General features: G+C 73.6%; 20 protein-coding genes and 1 riboswitch. Of the genes, 2 read left to right on the top strand and 18 right to left on the bottom strand.

Translation table 11 applies throughout. The features are described from left to right. Nucleotides 1–49: 49 nt before the first annotated feature. The 5 genes from trpC to hisI all read right to left on the bottom strand — a co-directional run bounded on the left by trpC (nucleotide 50) and on the right by hisI (nucleotide 3,952). Entirely contained in the window at nucleotides 50–892 is an 843-nt protein-coding gene (gene trpC / locus ACYVKZ_RS10895) for an indole-3-glycerol phosphate synthase TrpC (protein ID WP_460992279.1), read from the bottom strand. Then, nucleotides 892–1,155, bottom strand: coding sequence for an HGxxPAAW family protein (locus ACYVKZ_RS10900; RefSeq protein ID WP_307006226.1), 264 nt, complete (start codon nucleotides 1,153–1,155; stop codon nucleotides 892–894). The genes trpC and ACYVKZ_RS10900 overlap by 1 nt, the downstream gene beginning before the upstream one ends. A 70-nt stretch (nucleotides 1,156–1,225) precedes the next feature. Further along, on the bottom strand, nucleotides 1,226–1,864 hold the full coding sequence (locus ACYVKZ_RS10905) for a Trp biosynthesis-associated membrane protein (protein WP_460992280.1): 639 nt from the start codon (nucleotides 1,862–1,864) through the stop codon (nucleotides 1,226–1,228). Then, on the bottom strand, nucleotides 1,857–3,467 hold the full coding sequence (locus tag ACYVKZ_RS10910) for an anthranilate synthase component I (RefSeq protein ID WP_460992281.1): 1,611 nt from the start codon (nucleotides 3,465–3,467) through the stop codon (nucleotides 1,857–1,859). Before ACYVKZ_RS10910 ends, ACYVKZ_RS10905 begins: the two co-directional genes overlap by 8 nt. Nucleotides 3,468–3,556: 89 nt before the next feature. Then, a complete protein-coding gene (gene hisI, locus ACYVKZ_RS10915) occupies nucleotides 3,557–3,952 on the bottom strand; it encodes a phosphoribosyl-AMP cyclohydrolase (RefSeq protein ID WP_066497590.1) in 396 nt (131 codons plus the stop codon). Nucleotides 3,953–4,053: 101 nt separating this feature from the next. On the opposite strand from hisI, the gene ACYVKZ_RS10920 reads away from it, so the two are divergent. Together ACYVKZ_RS10920 and ACYVKZ_RS10925 are read left to right on the top strand one after the other, a co-directional pair. Continuing rightward, entirely contained in the window at nucleotides 4,054–4,698 is a 645-nt protein-coding gene (locus ACYVKZ_RS10920; RefSeq protein WP_460992282.1) for a TIGR03085 family metal-binding protein, read from the top strand. Nucleotides 4,699–4,741: 43 nt separating this feature from the next. Beyond that, a complete protein-coding gene (locus ACYVKZ_RS10925; protein WP_460992283.1) occupies nucleotides 4,742–5,203 on the top strand; it encodes a hypothetical protein in 462 nt (153 codons plus the stop codon). Here the strand turns inward: ACYVKZ_RS10925 and hisF are convergent. From hisF to def, 13 genes are all read right to left on the bottom strand, one after another. Further along, nucleotides 5,200–5,973, bottom strand: a complete 774-nt coding sequence (gene hisF / locus ACYVKZ_RS10930; RefSeq protein WP_460992284.1) for an imidazole glycerol phosphate synthase subunit HisF — start codon at nucleotides 5,971–5,973, stop codon at nucleotides 5,200–5,202. The two genes, ACYVKZ_RS10925 and hisF, sit on opposite strands and share 4 nt — an antisense overlap. A gap of 13 nt (nucleotides 5,974–5,986) precedes the next feature. After that, nucleotides 5,987–6,832 (bottom strand): ATP phosphoribosyltransferase, encoded by an 846-nt coding sequence (gene hisG / locus ACYVKZ_RS10935; RefSeq protein WP_460992285.1) that lies wholly within the window; start codon nucleotides 6,830–6,832, stop codon nucleotides 5,987–5,989. Nucleotides 6,833–6,911: 79 nt separating this feature from the next. After that, nucleotides 6,912–7,175, bottom strand: coding sequence for a phosphoribosyl-ATP diphosphatase (locus ACYVKZ_RS10940; protein WP_307006235.1), 264 nt, complete (start codon nucleotides 7,173–7,175; stop codon nucleotides 6,912–6,914). A gap of 99 nt (nucleotides 7,176–7,274) precedes the next feature. Next, nucleotides 7,275–7,748, bottom strand: coding sequence for a 6,7-dimethyl-8-ribityllumazine synthase (gene ribH, locus ACYVKZ_RS10945; protein ID WP_460992286.1), 474 nt, complete (start codon nucleotides 7,746–7,748; stop codon nucleotides 7,275–7,277). 75 nt (nucleotides 7,749–7,823) lie between these two features. Beyond that, nucleotides 7,824–8,510 (bottom strand): GTP cyclohydrolase II, encoded by a 687-nt coding sequence (gene ribA, locus ACYVKZ_RS10950; protein ID WP_460992287.1) that lies wholly within the window; start codon nucleotides 8,508–8,510, stop codon nucleotides 7,824–7,826. After that, nucleotides 8,507–9,160, bottom strand: coding sequence for a 3,4-dihydroxy-2-butanone-4-phosphate synthase (gene ribB / locus ACYVKZ_RS10955; protein ID WP_460992288.1), 654 nt, complete (start codon nucleotides 9,158–9,160; stop codon nucleotides 8,507–8,509). Before ribB ends, ribA begins: the two co-directional genes overlap by 4 nt. Beyond that, nucleotides 9,157–9,810, bottom strand: a complete 654-nt coding sequence (locus tag ACYVKZ_RS10960) for a riboflavin synthase (protein WP_460992289.1) — start codon at nucleotides 9,808–9,810, stop codon at nucleotides 9,157–9,159. The genes ribB and ACYVKZ_RS10960 overlap by 4 nt, the downstream gene beginning before the upstream one ends. Further along, complete coding sequence (gene ribD, locus ACYVKZ_RS10965; RefSeq protein WP_460992459.1) at nucleotides 9,810–10,847, bottom strand: bifunctional diaminohydroxyphosphoribosylaminopyrimidine deaminase/5-amino-6-(5-phosphoribosylamino)uracil reductase RibD; 1,038 nt, start codon at nucleotides 10,845–10,847, stop codon at nucleotides 9,810–9,812. Before ribD ends, ACYVKZ_RS10960 begins: the two co-directional genes overlap by 1 nt. Nucleotides 10,848–10,894: 47 nt before the next feature. Beyond that, entirely contained in the window at nucleotides 10,895–11,620 is a 726-nt protein-coding gene (gene pnuC / locus ACYVKZ_RS10970; protein ID WP_460992290.1) for a nicotinamide riboside transporter PnuC, read from the bottom strand. 75 nt (nucleotides 11,621–11,695) lie between these two features. Further along, a riboswitch (FMN riboswitch) is annotated at nucleotides 11,696–11,836 on the bottom strand. A gap of 147 nt (nucleotides 11,837–11,983) precedes the next feature. After that, nucleotides 11,984–12,649, bottom strand: a complete 666-nt coding sequence (rpe, locus tag ACYVKZ_RS10975; protein ID WP_460992291.1) for a ribulose-phosphate 3-epimerase — start codon at nucleotides 12,647–12,649, stop codon at nucleotides 11,984–11,986. Beyond that, nucleotides 12,650–14,272 (bottom strand): RsmB/NOP family class I SAM-dependent RNA methyltransferase, encoded by a 1,623-nt coding sequence (locus ACYVKZ_RS10980; RefSeq protein ID WP_460992292.1) that lies wholly within the window; start codon nucleotides 14,270–14,272, stop codon nucleotides 12,650–12,652. Beyond that, complete coding sequence (gene fmt, locus ACYVKZ_RS10985; protein ID WP_460992293.1) at nucleotides 14,269–15,189, bottom strand: methionyl-tRNA formyltransferase; 921 nt, start codon at nucleotides 15,187–15,189, stop codon at nucleotides 14,269–14,271. The genes ACYVKZ_RS10980 and fmt overlap by 4 nt, the downstream gene beginning before the upstream one ends. After that, nucleotides 15,186–15,782: a peptide deformylase gene (gene def / locus ACYVKZ_RS10990; protein ID WP_460992294.1), complete on the bottom strand. Its 597-nt coding sequence runs from the start codon at nucleotides 15,780–15,782 to the stop codon at nucleotides 15,186–15,188. Before def ends, fmt begins: the two co-directional genes overlap by 4 nt.

Below are 15,782 nucleotides of genomic sequence, written 5' to 3' on the forward strand. Positions count from 1 at the left end.
GGCGCCCGCCGTGGCTGCGCCGTGTCTCCTAGTGCGCTGTCTCCTGCTGCTAGTGCGCTGTCTCCTGCTGCGCCGCGAGTCGTCCGGCGATGGCCGCCGCGCCCGCGCGCTTGAAGTCCTGGATCCGCGCCAGGGGGTCACCGTGCGTCACGAGCGCCTCGCCCACGAGCACGGCCCCGGCGCCGAGGCCGGCGTAGTAGGCGATGTCCTCGGGGCCCTGCACGCCCGACTCGGCCACAGCGACCGCGCCCTCGGGGAGCCGGCCCGCGAGCCGTCCGAAGACGGTCCGGTCGACGTCGAGGGTCTTGAGGTTGCGCACGTTGACGCCGACGATGCGGGCGCCCGCGGCGGCCGCCCGGTCGATCTCCTCGTCGGTGTGGGTCTCGACGAGCGCGTTCATCCCCAGGGCGTGGGTGAGGTCGAGCAGACCGCGCAGCCGCGCGTCGTCGAGCGCCGCGACGATGAGGAGCACGAGGTCGGCCCCGTGGGCCCGGGCCTCGTGGACCTGGTACTCGTCGACGGTGAAGTCCTTGCGGAGCACCGGGATCGTGACGGCAGCGCGGACGGCGTCGAGGTCGGCCAGGCTGCCGTTGAAGCGGCGCTGCTCCGTCAGGACGCTGATCACCGAGGCGCCGCCATGCTCGTACTGGGCCGCCAGGGCCGCGGGGTCGGCGATGGCCGCGAGGGCGCCCTTGGACGGGCTCTTGCGCTTCACCTCGGCGATGACGCGCAGCTCCCCCGCCGGAATCCCGCCGCCGAGCGCCGCCCACGCGTCCAGGGCTGCGGGGCGCGCGGCCGCCGCGGCCTCGACCTCGGCGCCCGGGACCTGCCGGACCCGCTCCGCGAGGTCCTCGCGGACGCCGTCGATGATGTCGTCGAGGACCGTGGGCATCAGTGCTGGTTCTTGAGCTTGCTGCCGCCGACCCCGTAGCCCGCCTTGCGCATGGCCCAGCCGACGATCAGCCCGATCGCGATGACCACGACGCCGCCCCAGAAGACGGGGTTGGACGCAATGACGAAGCCGATGCACGAGACGATCGCGCCGATCATCATGACGAAGACGCACGTCCAGGCCGCGGGGCTGTTGCCGTGCCCGAGGTCCTCGCTCGACGTGACCTCGTTGGCGCCGGCCTGCGAACTGTGCGTGTTGCTCATCTCTTCTCCTCCATTGCGGTACTACGGCCATTCTGCCATCTCCGGCGTCGTGCAGACGCCATGTGGCGGCTCAGTCGGTCGGGTCCTCGCCGCGCGAGAGGCTGTCCCATCCATCGATGCCGTCGACGGCCCCGGCGCGGTCCGCGTCCGCTCCGGCGGCGCCGCGGGCGGTGCCGGCGGCCGGGGTGCGGCCGGCGTCGTACCGCGTGCGCAGCGGCCAGCGGCGGGCGGCGATGACGAGCAGGATCCCGGAGAGGGCCAGCAGCGCCCCGGCGGCCGCGGCAAGGGCCGGGTACGGGGTGAGCGCCACGGAGGCCTGGGACCCGGCCAGGCCGGTGGCCTGGGCGATCGACCCCTCGGCGGCGCCCCGCGGATCCGCCAGGACCGCGGCGCAGGCGGCGGCGACCCCGGCGCCGGCGAGGACGACGACGGCGCTCGCCACCGCGCGGCCGACCCGTCCCGCGACGGCGGCCGCGAGTGTGCCCGCGAGGCCCACGAGGGCGAGCGCCGAGACCGACGTCGCCGCCTTGCTGCCCTGCACGCTCAGGTGCGCCGTGCGCACCGCCGAGCCCTGCACCTCGGCGTCGACCCAGACCTGGGTGGTCGCGCCGAAGGCAAGGAGCGCGAAGGCGAGCGCCACGACGACCACGATCGGCTTCCTCGCCCACCGGGGCACGGGCCTGGGCGACCGCACAGACGTCTCAGCCACGGACGGTACCCGCCTCTGCGGCGTGCGCGGCGGCCCTCGAGGCGGCCTGCCGGGCTTCCCGGACGCCGGCCGCGGTCTGCGCGGGGCGCAGGGCGGAGGCAGTGTGGACGGCCCGCAGCGGGGCCGCGGCCTTGTTCACTGATTCCTGCGCCTCGGCGGCGGGGTCGGAGTCCGCGACGATCCCTCCCCCGGACTGCACGTAGGCCCTGCCGCCGCGCAGGAGCGCCGTGCGGATCGCGATCGCCATGTCCAGGTCGCCCGCGAAGTCGAAGTAGCCGACCACCCCTCCGTAGACGCCCCGGCGCACCGGCTCGACCTCGTCGAGGAGCCGCAGGGCACGCGGCTTGGGCGCACCGGAGAGGGTGCCGGCGGGGAAGGTCGCGGCCAGCACGTCGTACGCGCTGGCGTCGGGGCGGAGCTTGCCGTCCACGGTCGAGACGAGGTGCATGATGTGGCTGAACCGCTCGACCTCCATGAACTCGCTCACCTCGACCGTTCCCGGGCGGCACACCTTCGAGAGGTCGTTGCGGGCCAGGTCCACGAGCATGAGGTGCTCGGCCCGCTCCTTCTCGTCGGCGAGCAGCTCCTCCGCGAGGGCCTTGTCCGCCTCCACGGTCGCCCCGCGGGGGCGCGATCCTGCGATCGGGTGCGTCACGACCTGCTCCCCCGTGACCGTCACGAGCGCCTCCGGGGAGGAGCCGACGATCGAGTACTCGCGGCCCTCCGCGTCCTCGAGGCTGAGAAGGTACATGTACGGGCTCGGGTTCGTGGCGCGGAGCACACGGTAGACATCGAGGGGATCGGCGTCGCACTCGAGCTCGAAGCGGCGCGAGATGACGACCTGGAAGACTTCGCCGTCGTAGATGGCCCGCTTGCCCCGCTCGATCGCATCCAGATAGCCCTGTTCGGCCCATTGGTGGACGACCTTGTCCTGGTAGTCCCCGTTCGGGCCGAGGATGCTCAGGGCCGGAGCTGCCGGCTCGGCGAGGGCGGCGAGCATCCGCCGCAGCCTCGCGGTGGCGTCGTGCCACGCCTCGTCCACGCGCTCGTCGCTGTTGTCGAAGTTGATCGCGTTGGCCACGATCGTGAGGGTCCCGTCCACGTTGTCGTGGGCCACGAGGTCGGTGACCAGGTTCATGGCGAGCTCGGGCAGGTCGAGGTCGTCCTCGGGCGGGGAGACGAGCCGCTCCCAGCGGCGCACCGCCTCCCAGCCGACGAACCCGACCATGCCGGAGGTCAGCGGCGGCAGGCCTTCGAAGCGCTCGGTCTGCAGCGCGGCGACCGTCTCGCGCAGGGCCTCGAGCGGGTTCCCCGTGGTCGGGACGCCGACCGGGGGCTCCCCGATCCAGTGCGCCTGGCCGCCCCGGCTCGTCAGGGTGGCCCGGGACGCGGCCCCGATGAAGGAGTAGCGCGACCAGGAGCCGCCCACCGACGCGGACTCGAGCAGGAACGTCCCCGGCCGGCCCGCGGCGAGCTTGCGGTAGAGGCTGATGGGCGTCTCGGCGTCCGCGAGGACGCGCAGGTGCACGGGGACCACCCTGCGGTGGGCCGCCACGGCGCGGAACTCTTCGAGCGTGGGGCTGATCACTCCGAGGTCGTTCATGGGGTGCGGGCTTCGCTTTCGGGACGTGGGGTCGATGGGTTCCGGGGCGGGGCGGTCAGGCGCCGCGGGCGGCCAGGTGCGGGACCGGGTCAGGCGGCGGGGCCGACGACCGCGTCGAGCCGGCGGCCGTCGAAGCAGGTCCGGGTGCCGGTGTGGCAGGCCGCGCCGACCTGGTCGACACGGACGAGGAGCGCGTCGCCGTCGCAGTCGAGGTCGACCGACTTGACCCACTGGACATGCCCGGACGTGTCGCCCTTGCGCCAGTACTCCTGCCGGGACCGGGACCAGAAGGTCACCCTGCCGGAGGTGAGGGTGCGGTGGAGGGCCTCGTCGTCCATCCACCCGACCATGAGCACCTCGTGCGTGTCGTGCTGCTGGATGACGGCGGCGACCAGACCGGCGTCGTCTCTCTTCAGGCGTGCTGCCACGGCCGCGGGAAGCGCGCTGGCAGGGGCGTCGGCGGGCAGGGGCTTCTCTTCAGACATCCCCCCAAGTCTAGTCGTCCGCGCCGGGGCCACGCACCGGGGCGGCGCGCTCGCGAGGGCGGCCGGGCGCATCGCGCCCGCGCGTGCTAGTTTCGCCAGTGATGCACTTCGTAGAACCGTCGCGTGAAGTCCTGGCCGAGACGCTGCTCGCGGCCGGCCCCGACGCGCCCACGCTCTGCGAGGGCTGGAGGACCCGCCACCTCGCTGCCCACCTGTTCCTGCGGGAGCACAGCCCCCGCGTGGCCCTGGGACTGCTGATGACCTCGCGGGCCAGGACCTCCGACCAGGTCACGGACAGGCTCGCGGCCACCCTGTCCTCTGAGGCCCGCTACGCACGGCTCGTCGAGGACTTCCGGGCCGGTCCCCCGGCACTCTCCCCCCTGCGCCTCGGGCCACTCGACGAGGCCGCCAATCTGGCGGAGTTCTTCGTGCACACCGAGGATGTTCGCCGCGCCGGCGACCGCTGGGCGCCCCGCGCGCTCGACGGCGCGTACGCGGATGCCCTCTGGGACGAAGTGGTGCGGCGGGCCGCCTTCCTCTACCGCGGCGTCGACCTCGGGGTCGTGCTCGTGAGCACCCTCGGCCCTCGGCACGTGGCCAAGCGCGCCCCCGTCTCCGTGGCGATCGTCGGGGATCCGGGCGAGCTGCTCCTGCACGCCTTCGGGCGCCGCGCCCAGGCCCTCGTGACGTTCGAGGGCCAGCCGGACGCGATCGCGCTCCTGGACAGCGCCGACATCGGACACTGAGTCCCCTGCGCGAAGCGCAGCGGCGTGGTGGCAGGATGGAGCCATGACTGACTTCGAGCTCAGCTGGGACACCGTCGCACCGCTCTTCGCCGCGCTCGGCGACGACCGGGCGCTCGCCCCGCACGCCGGCGCCGGCCCCGCCGACGCCACCGTGCTGGCCATCGCGACCGGGGACGTGCCCCAGCCGCCGAAGCTGCCCGAGGGCGGCGGCCTCTCGGAGGCGCCGCTCGGCGAGTACGACGCCGTGGAGCTCACCGTCTGGGGCCGGCCGGCCGCGAAGGGGCTGATCGCCTTCGGCGACGGCGTGGCAGCGGTCGGCGGGTTCGAGTTCGCCGCGGACGACGCCGACGGACGGCTCGGTGCGGCGGTGGTCTCGGCCCTCGCCGAGGAGGCCTTCCTCGAGGGCGCCGAGTGGCTCGTCACCCTGGTCTCCGGGGATCCGGCCGAGGTCCCCGCGTACCTCGCCGAGGGCTGGCGCGAGGCCGCGAAGGTCAGCGCCTCCTAGCGGACCGGGTAGCCGGCCTCGCGGATCGCCGCCTTGACCTGGCCGATCATGTCGGCGGGGCCGAAGTGGAACATCGACGCGGCCAGGACCGCGTCCGCGCCCGCTGCGATCGCCGGGGGGAAGTGCTCGGGGGCGCCGGCCCCGCCGGAGGCGATGATCGGCACCTTGACGGCCGCGCGGATGAGGCGGATGAGCTCGAGGTCGAAGCCCTCCTTGGTGCCGTCGGCGTCGATCGAGTTGAGCAGGATCTCCCCCACGCCCCGGTCGGCGGCCTCCTTGGCCCAGGCGACGGCGTCGAGGCCCGTGCCGCGCCGGCCGCCGTGGGTGGTGACCTCGAAGCCGGAGGCGGTGGCCACGTCGTCCTGGACGCGCCGGGCGTCGACGGAGAGCACGAGGACCTGGGAGCCGAAGTGGCGGGTGATCTCGTCGATCACCTCGGGGCGGGCGATCGCCGCGGTGTTGATCGACGCCTTGTCCGCCCCCTCACGGAGGAGGCGGTCGACGTCGGCCACTCCCCGGACGCCACCCCCGACGGTGAGCGGGATGAAGACCTCCTCGGCGGTGCGCCGCACCACGTCGAACGTCGTCTGGCGGTCGGCGGAGGAGGCGGTGACGTCGAGGAACGTGAGCTCGTCCGCTCCCGCAGTGTCGTAGCGGTGGGCGAGCTCGACGGGGTCGCCGGCATCGCGCAGGTTCAGGAAGTTCACGCCCTTGACGACGCGGCCGGCGTCGACGTCGAGGCATGGGATGACGCGGACGGCAACACTCATGGCGGCCTCTCCCCTAGATGCGGCAGGCGTGGATGCTGCTGACCAGGATGGCGCGGGCGCCCAGGTCGTACAGCTCGTCCATGATGCGGTTGGTCTCGCGCTTGGGGACCATCGAGCGCACGGCAACCCACTCGGAGTCGCGCAGCGGCGACACGGTTGGCGACTCGAGGCCCGGCGTGAGCGCGGCGGCCTTCTCGACGAGGTCCTTGCGGATGTCGTAGTCCATGAGCACGTACTGGCGCGCCACGAGCACGCCCTGGAGCCGGCGGATGAGCACGTCGATCCCCGGGAGGGTGTGCCCGGGGCGGCCGATCAGGACCGCCTCCGACTGCAGCAGGGGCTCGCCGAAGACCTCCATCCCGGCGGCCTTGAGTGTGTTGCCGGTCTCCACGACGTCGGCGATCGCGTCGGCGACGCCCAGCCGGACCGAGGACTCGACGGCGCCGTCGAGGCGGACCACGTGGGAGGCAGCGATGCCGCGCTCGCCGAGGTAGCGGCGCACGAGGCCGTCGTAGCTCGTCGCGACGCGCTTGCCCTCGAGGTCCGCGAGGCTCGAGAACGTGCCGACGGGGCCGGCGAACCGGAACGTCGAGGCGGCGAAGCCGAGGGCGAGCAGCTCGTCGGCATCCACCTCGGCGTCGAGCAGCAGGTCACGCCCGGTGATGCCGACGTCGAGCGTGCCGTGGCCCACGTAGACCGCGATGTCGCGCGGGCGCAGGAAGAAGAACTCGATGTCATTGTCGGGGTCGACCATGACGAGTTCGCGCCCTTCTCGGCGCTGGCGGTAGCCGGCCTCGGCGAGCATCGACGAGGCGGCTTCGGACAGTGATCCCTTGTTCGGGACGGCTACACGGAGCATGGGGGGCTTTCTGGGTGTGGGGCTTCAGGCGGAGGCGGCCGTGCCGCGGTGGCCTGCCGTGGCCGGGCAGGTGCCGCGGCTACAGATGGCGGTAGACGTCCTGCAGCGAGAGGCCCTTGGCCAGCATGAGCACCTGGAGGTGGTACAGCAGCTGGGAGATCTCCTCGGCCGCTTCCTCGTCCGACTCGTACTCGGCGGCCATCCACACCTCGGCGGCCTCTTCGACGATCTTCTTGCCGATGCCGTGCACTCCGGACTCCAGTTCGGCGACGGTGCGCGATCCGGCCGGGCGCTTCTCGGCCTTCTCGCTGAGCTCGGCGAACAGTGTCTCGAAATCCTTCACGGCCTCAAGCCTACTGGAGAGCGGGACGCCGCCCGCACCGGCACCGGGTCTGTGACCGCCGATCTGTGACGAATCCGACAGCCCGGCGCGGGCGGCCGGCTACAGCGCGCGGAGCGTGGCGGCGGTCAGCAGCGCCGCCGTCGTCGCCTCGTGGCCCTTGTCCTCGCTCGATCCGGGAAGGCCGGCGCGGTCGATGCCCTGCTCCTCGGTATCGCACGTGAGGACGCCGAACCCGACCGGGACGCCGGTGCAGACGCTCACGTCGGTCAGGCCCACCGTGGCCGCCTCGCACACGTACTCGAAGTGCGGAGTGCCCCCGCGGATCACGACGCCGAGGGCCACCACGGCGTCGTGCGTCCCGGCGAGCCGCGCGGCGGCGACCGGGAGCTCGAAGCTTCCCGGCACGCGCACGAGGGTGGGGTCGGCGATGCCGGCCTCGGCCGCGGCGCGCAGGGCGCCGTCGACGAGCCCGTCCATGATCTGGGTGTGCCAGCTGGCAGCGACGACCGCGAGCCGGAGGCTGGCGAGGTCGGGGTTGTCGAGGGACAGTGTGGGGGCGCCGTGGCCGCTCATGCGATGGTCTTCCTTCGTCGGTGGTGCTCCGGTGGCCGGAGCGCTGGATGGGCCCGCGGGGGCGTGGGGTCGGGGTCAGTCGGGCTGGCCGATGGCCCGGAGGCCGGTGTGCTCGAGGTCGAGCCTGAGGAGGTGGTCCATGCGCTCCTTCTTGGTCCTGAGGTAGCGCAGGTTCTCGGCGCGGGAGGGCACTTCGGTGGGCACCATCTCCACCACGTGCACCCCGGCCTTGGCGAGGCGGTGCCTCTTGTCGGGGTTGTTGCTCAGGAGCCGGATGCTCGTCAGGCCCATCTCGGCCAGGATGAGCGCCGCCGCGGTGTAGGAGCGTGCGTCCACGGGCAGTCCGAGCTGCTCGTTGGCCTCGACCGTGTCGAAGCCGTCCTCCTGCAGCGCGTAGGCCCTGATCTTGTTGGCCAGGCCGATCCCCCGGCCCTCGTGCCCGCGGAGGTAGAGCAGCGTGCCGCCCTGGGCCTTGATGAGGCCGAGGGCGTACGCGAGCTGCTCGCCGCAGTCGCAGCGGTAGGAGCCGAAGACATCCCCGGTGAGGCACTCCGAATGGAGGCGCACCAGCGGGGCGGACCCGCCGGCCGGCGGCTCGGGCGAGCTCACGGCGAGGTGCTCGGCGCCCGTCGTCTCGTCCACCCAGGCCTGGGCGATGAACTCGCCGAACGCCGTGGGCAGCTTCACGACCGGTCCGCCGGAGACCGTGGCTTGAGGTGTGCCGTCCTGCTGCGCGGGGTGGTGCGGGGTGTTCGTGCTCATCCGTCTCCTCCTCGACCGCCCCGGAGGGCTGCCACGTGCGCTGCAAGGTCCTCGATCGAGATGAGCGGGCACCCGTGCTCGTCGGCGAAGGCCCGCAGGGCGGGGAGCCGCATCATCTCGCCGTCATCGTGGACCACTTCGGCGATCACCCCGACGGGGGCGAGGCCGGCGAGGCGGCACAGGTCGACGGCCGCCTCGGTGTGGCCCTGACGGACCAGTACACCACCGTCAACTGCACGCAGCGGGAATATATGCCCCGGCCGGGCGAAGTCGCCCGGGTCTGCCCCGGGGTCGGCGAGGGCGAGGACGGTGCGGGCCCGGTCGGTGGCGCTGATTCCGGTCGAGATGCCGGCCCTCGCGTCGCACGAGACGGTGTACGCGGTGCCCTTGGCGTCCTGGTTGTCCTCGACCATGGGCGGGAGGGCGAGGCGGTCGGCCGTCTCGGCGGGCAGCGGCACGCAGATGACACCGGACGAGTGGCGGATGGTCCAGCCCATGAGTGCCGGGGTGGCGTGCTGGGCCGCGAAGACGATGTCGCCCTCGTTCTCCCGGTCCTCGTCGTCGACCACCAGCACGGGGCGGCCGGCGCGGAGCGCGTCGAGGGCGGCCTGGACGGGCTCGAGCCTGATGTCCTCGGCGGTGCGGGTCACGGGCGGGCCTCCTCTGGCGTCGCGCGGGGCTGTTCCAGGGCGGTCTGGCCGAAGGACAGGAGCCGCGCGGTGTACTTGGCGAGGACGTCGACCTCGAGGTTCACGGGCGCCCCGACGGCCTTGTCGCCGAGGCCCGTCTCGGCGAGGGTCGCCGGGATGAGCCCGACCTCGAACCAGGGCTCCGGCTCTGCGGGACCGCTCACCGCCGTCACGGTGAGGGAGACGCCGTCGACGGCGATCGAGCCCTTCTCCGCGATGTACCGGGCGAGGTCCGCGGGCACGGCGAACCGGAGCCGGTTCCAGTTCTCGAGCGGCTCGCGCTCGAGGAGCGTGCCGACGCCGTCGACGTGCCCCTGCACGACGTGGCCGTCGAGCCGGCCGCCGGCGGGGACGCAGCGTTCGAGGTTCACCCTGTCCCCGGCGGCGAGGGCGCCGATCGTGGTGCGGGCGAGGGATTCCCCCATCACATCGACCGCGAACCGCGTGCCGTCGTTCGTGACGGCCGTGAGGCAGCATCCGTCGACGGCGATCGAGCCGCCGAGGGGCAGGTCCCGGGCGAGGGTGGGCGCGGTGAGGGTGAGGACGGCGCTGTCGCCCGAGCGCCGGACCTCCTCGACGGTGCCGCGTTCGGCGATGATTCCGGTGAACATCAGTGGGTCTCCTTCTCGGATGCGGTGGCGGTGGCGGCGGGGACGAGGTGCAGCCTGACGTCGGCGCCCAGGCGGCGGACAGCGCCGCCGTCGGACTCGTCCCAGTCCCAGTGCTGGGCGTCGGCGAGGGTGCGGACGCCCAGGTCCGCGACCGCGTTCTTCCCCGAGCCGAGGATGGTCGGTGCCTGGTAGACGATGAGCTCGTCGACGAGGCCGGCGGCGAGGAACGCCGCGATGATCCGCGCGCCGCCCTCGACCATGAGGTGGCGGACGCCGCGGGCGAACAGCGCCGAGAGGGCCTCGGCGGGATCCTGGGTGGGCAGGTGCACGAAGCGGCCGTCGGTGCCGCGGACCGCGGCGTCCTCGGGCACGGTGCTCAGCCCCATGACCGCGCGGAGGGGCTGGTGCGCCAGGAGGGCTCCGTCTTCCGCCCGGGCGGTGAGGCGCGGGTTGTCGACGGCGACGGTCTGGCTTCCGACGAGGATCGCGTCGATCCGCGCGCGGAGGGCGTGGTTGTCCGCGAGGGACTCGTCGCACGTGATCCACTGGCTGGTGCCGTCCTCGGCCGCGATGCGGGAGTCCAGCGTCTGGGCCATGTGGAGCGTCACGAAGGGCCGCCGGGCCGAGACCGCGGCCAGCCACCGGCGGTTGAGCTCCGCGGCCTGGGCGGCCCGCACCCCGGACGTGACGTCGATGCCTGCGGCGCGGAGGGTGGCGGCTCCCCCGCTCGCCACGTCGTGGGGGTCGTCGATCGCGTACACGACGCGGGCGACGCCGGCTGCGATGAGCGCCTGCGCGCACGGCCCGGTGCGGCCCGTGTGGTTGCAGGGCTCGAGGGTGACGTACATCGTCGAGCCGGTCAGGTCGATGCCCCGCTGGGCGGCCTGGGCGATCGCGTCCCCCTCCGCGTGGGCGGTTCCGGCGCCGCGGTGCCAGCCTCTGGCGAGGACCTCGCCGTCGGCCCCGACGGCGATCGCGCCCACGAGCGGGTTCGCCCCGCGCACGCCGCGGGCGGCCAGGGCGAGGGCGTCGTCCATGACGTCCGCATCGGCTGGCCGGGCCGCGGGAGCCACGTGCGCGGCGCTCACGCGGCCGCCGCCGCCGGCTCGCCGGCGCCCCGGCGCGCGGTCTGCCGGTGGGCCCGCGCCCAGACGAAGAAGCCGATGAGGGTGAATGCGCCGTAGAACGCGTACATGACAGCGCTGGCCACGTAGCCGGCGCTGAAGAGGAGCGGGACCCCGACGAGGTCGACCGCGACCCAGATGAGCCAGAACTCGGTCCAGCCGCGGGCCATCCCGTAGGTTGCCAGGAGCGAGCCCATGAACGTCCACGCGTCCGCCCACACCGGCGGGTAGGAACCCAGGGCAGAGAACAGCGGGGTGAGGGCGGCCGTGCCGGCGACCATGGCCAGCGCGAGACCGAGCCGGCTGCGCCTCCCGGCCCAGCGCGGCGCGATGGCGCCGGCAGACGCCGCGTGGTCACCCGCAGCCCCCTCGGATGCGCTGCGGCCGCGGTGCCACTGCACCCACCCGTACGCCGAGACGGCCAGGAACATCACCTGCCGCCCGGCCTGGCCGAACAGGGCCACGGACCCGACGCCGGACTCGGGGGCGAGCCCCACGGCCGCCCCGGCGAAGACCGTCAGGAGTACCAGATTGCCCGCGATTCCCACGGGCCACGCCCACACGCGGCGGGCCATCCCGCCGAGGGCGCTCGCGAGGCCGAACGCATTGCCGACCACCTCGCGGAGGAGGAGCGCGGATCCCGCCACCGGGATCTGCGCCGACAAGAGCCACTGCATGAAGTCCATCGCAACCATCCTTCCCTTCACCGCAGCGGCTCCGGGGTTGCGACAGAAGCGGTGCGCGCAGCGCACCGCAGACTGCACGTGCTTCTCCCATCCAGACTTTGACTGTCGGTGCCGGAATTCCACCGGCTCAACCGGCGTCCCGCTTGGAGTCAAGCGGACCGCCGGGTCGCGGACTATCACCGCCGGTTCGGACTTTCACCGACCCCGGAGCACGTTTTCGTTGGTTTCGGCCGCAGGCGGTGCTGTCCCAGCGACGACTCGCGTCATTGATGACAGTTCAACCAAACGGCCAGTGCCCATTGTGCCACAACGCCACGGCGGACGGCGCGGCGAGCGTCACACGGGGACTGCGGCCGGGTGGGCTCAGGCGCTCGCCGCGCCGTCGGCGAGGGACCTCAGCTTCTCGACGGCCGCGCCGGCGTCGTCCGCGCCGTAGACCGCGGAGCCTGCCACGAAGACATTGGCCCCGGCCTCGGCCGCACGCTCGATCGTCGAGAGGGAGATGCCGCCGTCGACCTGGATCGCGAGGCCCGTCCCGGCACCGTCCACGGCCTCGCGGGCACGCCGGATCTTGGGGAGCGTCACGTCGAGGAAGGCCTGCCCGCCGAAGCCGGGCTCGACGGTCATGATCAGCAGCATGTCCAGCTCCGCGAGCAGGTCGAGGTACGGCTCCACCGGCGTCGCCGGGCGCAGGGCCATGCCGGCCTTGGAGCCTCGGGCCCTCAGCTCGCGGGCGAGCTTGATGGGGGCGATCGCGGCCTCGGCGTGGAAGGTGACGGACGCGAGGCCGAGGTCCGCATACAGCGGCGCCCAGCGGTCGGCGTCGGAGATCATGAGATGGGCGTCGAGCGGGATGGGGCTGACGGCCTGGATCCGCTCGACCACCGGGAGCCCGAGCGTCAAGTTCGGCACAAAGTGGTTGTCCATGACGTCGACGTGGACGGCGTCGGCCGTGGCGATCCGGCCCAGCTCCGCCTCAAGGTTCACGAAGTCGGCGGACAGGATGCTCGGGTGGATGCGGCAGGTCACTCAGGTCTCCTTCGGCGGCGTGGCGCCCGGCAGCTTGCGGAACAGGGCGAGGAACATGGCGTCCGTCCCGTGGACGTGCGGCCAGAGCTGCGCCGTGCCTGCGTGCCCGGCGCCGAGGGGGCGCAGCGCGACGGCGTCGAGCGCGGCGCCGGCGTCGAGCAGTTCGATGTCCCGGCGCCGCTTCAGGGCATCGGCCACGACCACGGTGGTCTCGGCCGGATGCGGCGAACAGGTGATGTAGCCGACGACGCCGCCCGGCGCCGCCGCGTCGATGGCCGAGCCGAGGAGGGCGCGCTGCAGGGGGCCCAGCTCCGCCAGATCGGCCGGCGAACGCCGCCACCGGGACTCCGGACGCCGACGGAGCGCCCCGAGGCCGGTACAGGGCGCGTCGACGATCACGCGGTCGAAGACGCCGGGGCACTCGCGGCCGAGATCGCGTCCGTCGCCGGTGCGCACCTCCCAGACGGACCCGGGGACCGGGGCCAGTGCCTTGCGCACGAGCTCGGCCCGGTGGGGCGCAACCTCGTTGGCGAGGACGGTTGCACCCTGCTGCGCCGCGAGGGCGCCCAGCAGCGCGGCCTTGCCCCCGGGGCCGGCACAGAGGTCGAGCCAACGCTCCGGGCGCGCGCCATCGCCGGAGGCCTCCCCAGTCCCCGTCCGGCTGCTGCCCTCCATGGGGGCCGCGGCCACGGCCCGGGCCACGAGCTGCGAGCCGACGTCCTGGACCCGCAGGGTGCCCTGGCGGACGCCGGGCAGACGCCCGAGGTCCCCGCCTCCCGAGAGCACGGAATCCTCGACGAGCTCGCCTGGCTGGGCGCCCGCGTCGAGCGCCTCCTCGAGGTGGCCGAGGCCCGGGAGCGCGACCATGTTCACCACGGGCGCGGCGTTGTCGGCATCGAGGAGCTCGGTGATCTCCTCAACGGGGCGCCCGTGCGCCACGAGCGACTGCCGCAGGGCCCGGACGATCCAGGCCGGGTGCGCGTGGGCCAGCGCGTCCCGCTCGGTCGCGTCCGGCTGGGAGGCACTGAGCTCCGCGAGCCACTCGTCCGAGGTCTTCGCGCTCACGCGGCGGAGCACGGCGTTCACGAGCGAGGACGGTCCCGCGCCGACCGCGGCGCGGGTCAGGGCGACCGTCTGGTTGAGGGCCGCGTGCGGCGGGACGCGCATGGCGAGCAGCTGGTGGGTGCCGAGACGCAGGACGTCGAGGACCGCGGGATCGAGCTGGGACAGCGGGCGGTCGACGTTGAGGGCCAGGATCGCGTCGTAGGTGCCCTGGCCCCGCAGCGCACCGTAGGCGAGCTCGGTGGCGAAGGCCGCGTCGCGGCGGTCCAGCCGGTGCTTGCGGATGCTCTGGGGCATGACGAGGTTCGCGTACGCGTCGTCCCGCGAGACGGCGCGCAGGACCTCGAACGCCACGAGCCGGGCCGGGTCTGCCGCGCGGGAGCGCTGGCTCGGCGCCTGCGAGCTGAACTGCCGGGGGCCGCCCCGGCCCCGGTTGCGCTCGCGCCCGTGGGTGTCGCGCCGCGGCCCCGAACCCCCTCCCTCCGGGCGCCCGCGTCCGCCGGGCTCGCGCTCGGATTCTCCGCGGCGACCGGTTCCGCCCGGTCCTCGGCGGTCGCTCATCCGAGCACCGTCCCTTCGATGTTGCCGGCCCCGCGGGCCCAGTCTGCAGCTGCCATCATCTTCTTCCCCGCCGGCTGGACCCTCGTCAGTTCGAGGGCATGGGTTCCCGTGCCGACCACGGGGACCTTGCCGGCCCACGCGAGGTGTCCGGGCTCGAGGCCCTCCACGTCCGGCCGCATCCGGGGCGGCTCGAGCTTGAGCCGCTGTCCATCCAGAAGCGTCCATGCGCCCGGCTCGGGCGTGACGCCGCGCGCCCTGCGGTGCACGGCCAGTGCCGGCTGGGTCCAGTCGAGCCTCCCGTCCTCCAGTGTGAGCTTCGGAGCGAAGGTCGGCTCGCCGGCCTGCGGACGCGGCTCGAGCCGGCCGGCGTCGATGCCGGAGAGCGTCTGGCACAGCAGCTCGGCCCCGCTGACGGCGAGCTCGGCGAACAGGTCCCCGCTCGTCGCCCCGGGCTCCGGTGTCAGAGCGAGCGTCCCGTACACGGGTCCTGTGTCGAGGCCCTCCTCGAGCCGGAAGGTCGAGGCGCCGACCACCTCGTCCCCGTGGATGACCGAGTACTGCAGCGGCGCCGCGCCGCGCCAGGCGGGCAGGAGGGAGAAGTGCAGGTTGACCCAGCCGTGGGCGGGGACGGAGAGGGCCGACGGCGGGACGATGCCGCCGTAGGCGACGATGGCGGCCACGTCCGGCGACCACGCGGCCAGCTGGGCGACGACCTCGTCGGTGATGCGGGCAGCCCTGATGACCGGGAGCCCGAGCTCCTCGGCGCGGGCGGCGACCGGGGAGGGCGTGAGGATGCGCTTGCGGCCGAGCGGTGCGTCCGGGCGGGTGAGGACCCCGACGACCTCGAAGCCGGCGTGGACGATCCGGTCCAGGGAGGGGACCGCGACCTGCGGGGTGCCCGCGAAGAGCACTCTCATCGGCGCGGCCCGGCTCCGAAGGCCGACCCCGGTGCTGCCTGGCCGGCCCCGAACGCGGAACCGATGCGGGCTGCCCGCTTGCCCACGGTCTTGTCGACCTGGGAGCTGTAGTCGATCGAGCGGATGGCCCGGAGCGCGGCCCTGCGGTCATCGCCCTCGAGGCGGTCGGGGAACAGCACGCCGTCGAGGTGGTCGGTCTCATGCTGGGCGATCCGCGCGAGGAGGCCCTCGGCCTCGAACTCGATCGGAGCGCCGTGCGCGTCGGACCCCCGCACCACCGCGCGGGCACGCCGGCGGACGGGGAAGGCGACCCCCGGGATGCTCAGGCAGCCCTCGACCATGTCCTCCTGGAACTCGTCCGAGAGCTCGAGCACCGGATTGACGACGTGGCCCCGCACCCCGTCCATCTGGTAGGTGAAGACGCGCTGGCTGACTCCGACCTGCGGCGCGGCGAGGCCGGCGCCGTCGACGTCCTCCATCGTCTCGAGCATGTCCGCCACAAGCCGCCTGAGGCCGGGACCGAAGTCCGTCACCGGTTCGGCGACGGTGCGCAGCACTGGGTCGCCGATGATCCTGATGGGCAGGACAGCCAT

The sequence above is a fragment of the Sinomonas soli genome, from assembly GCF_054782415.1.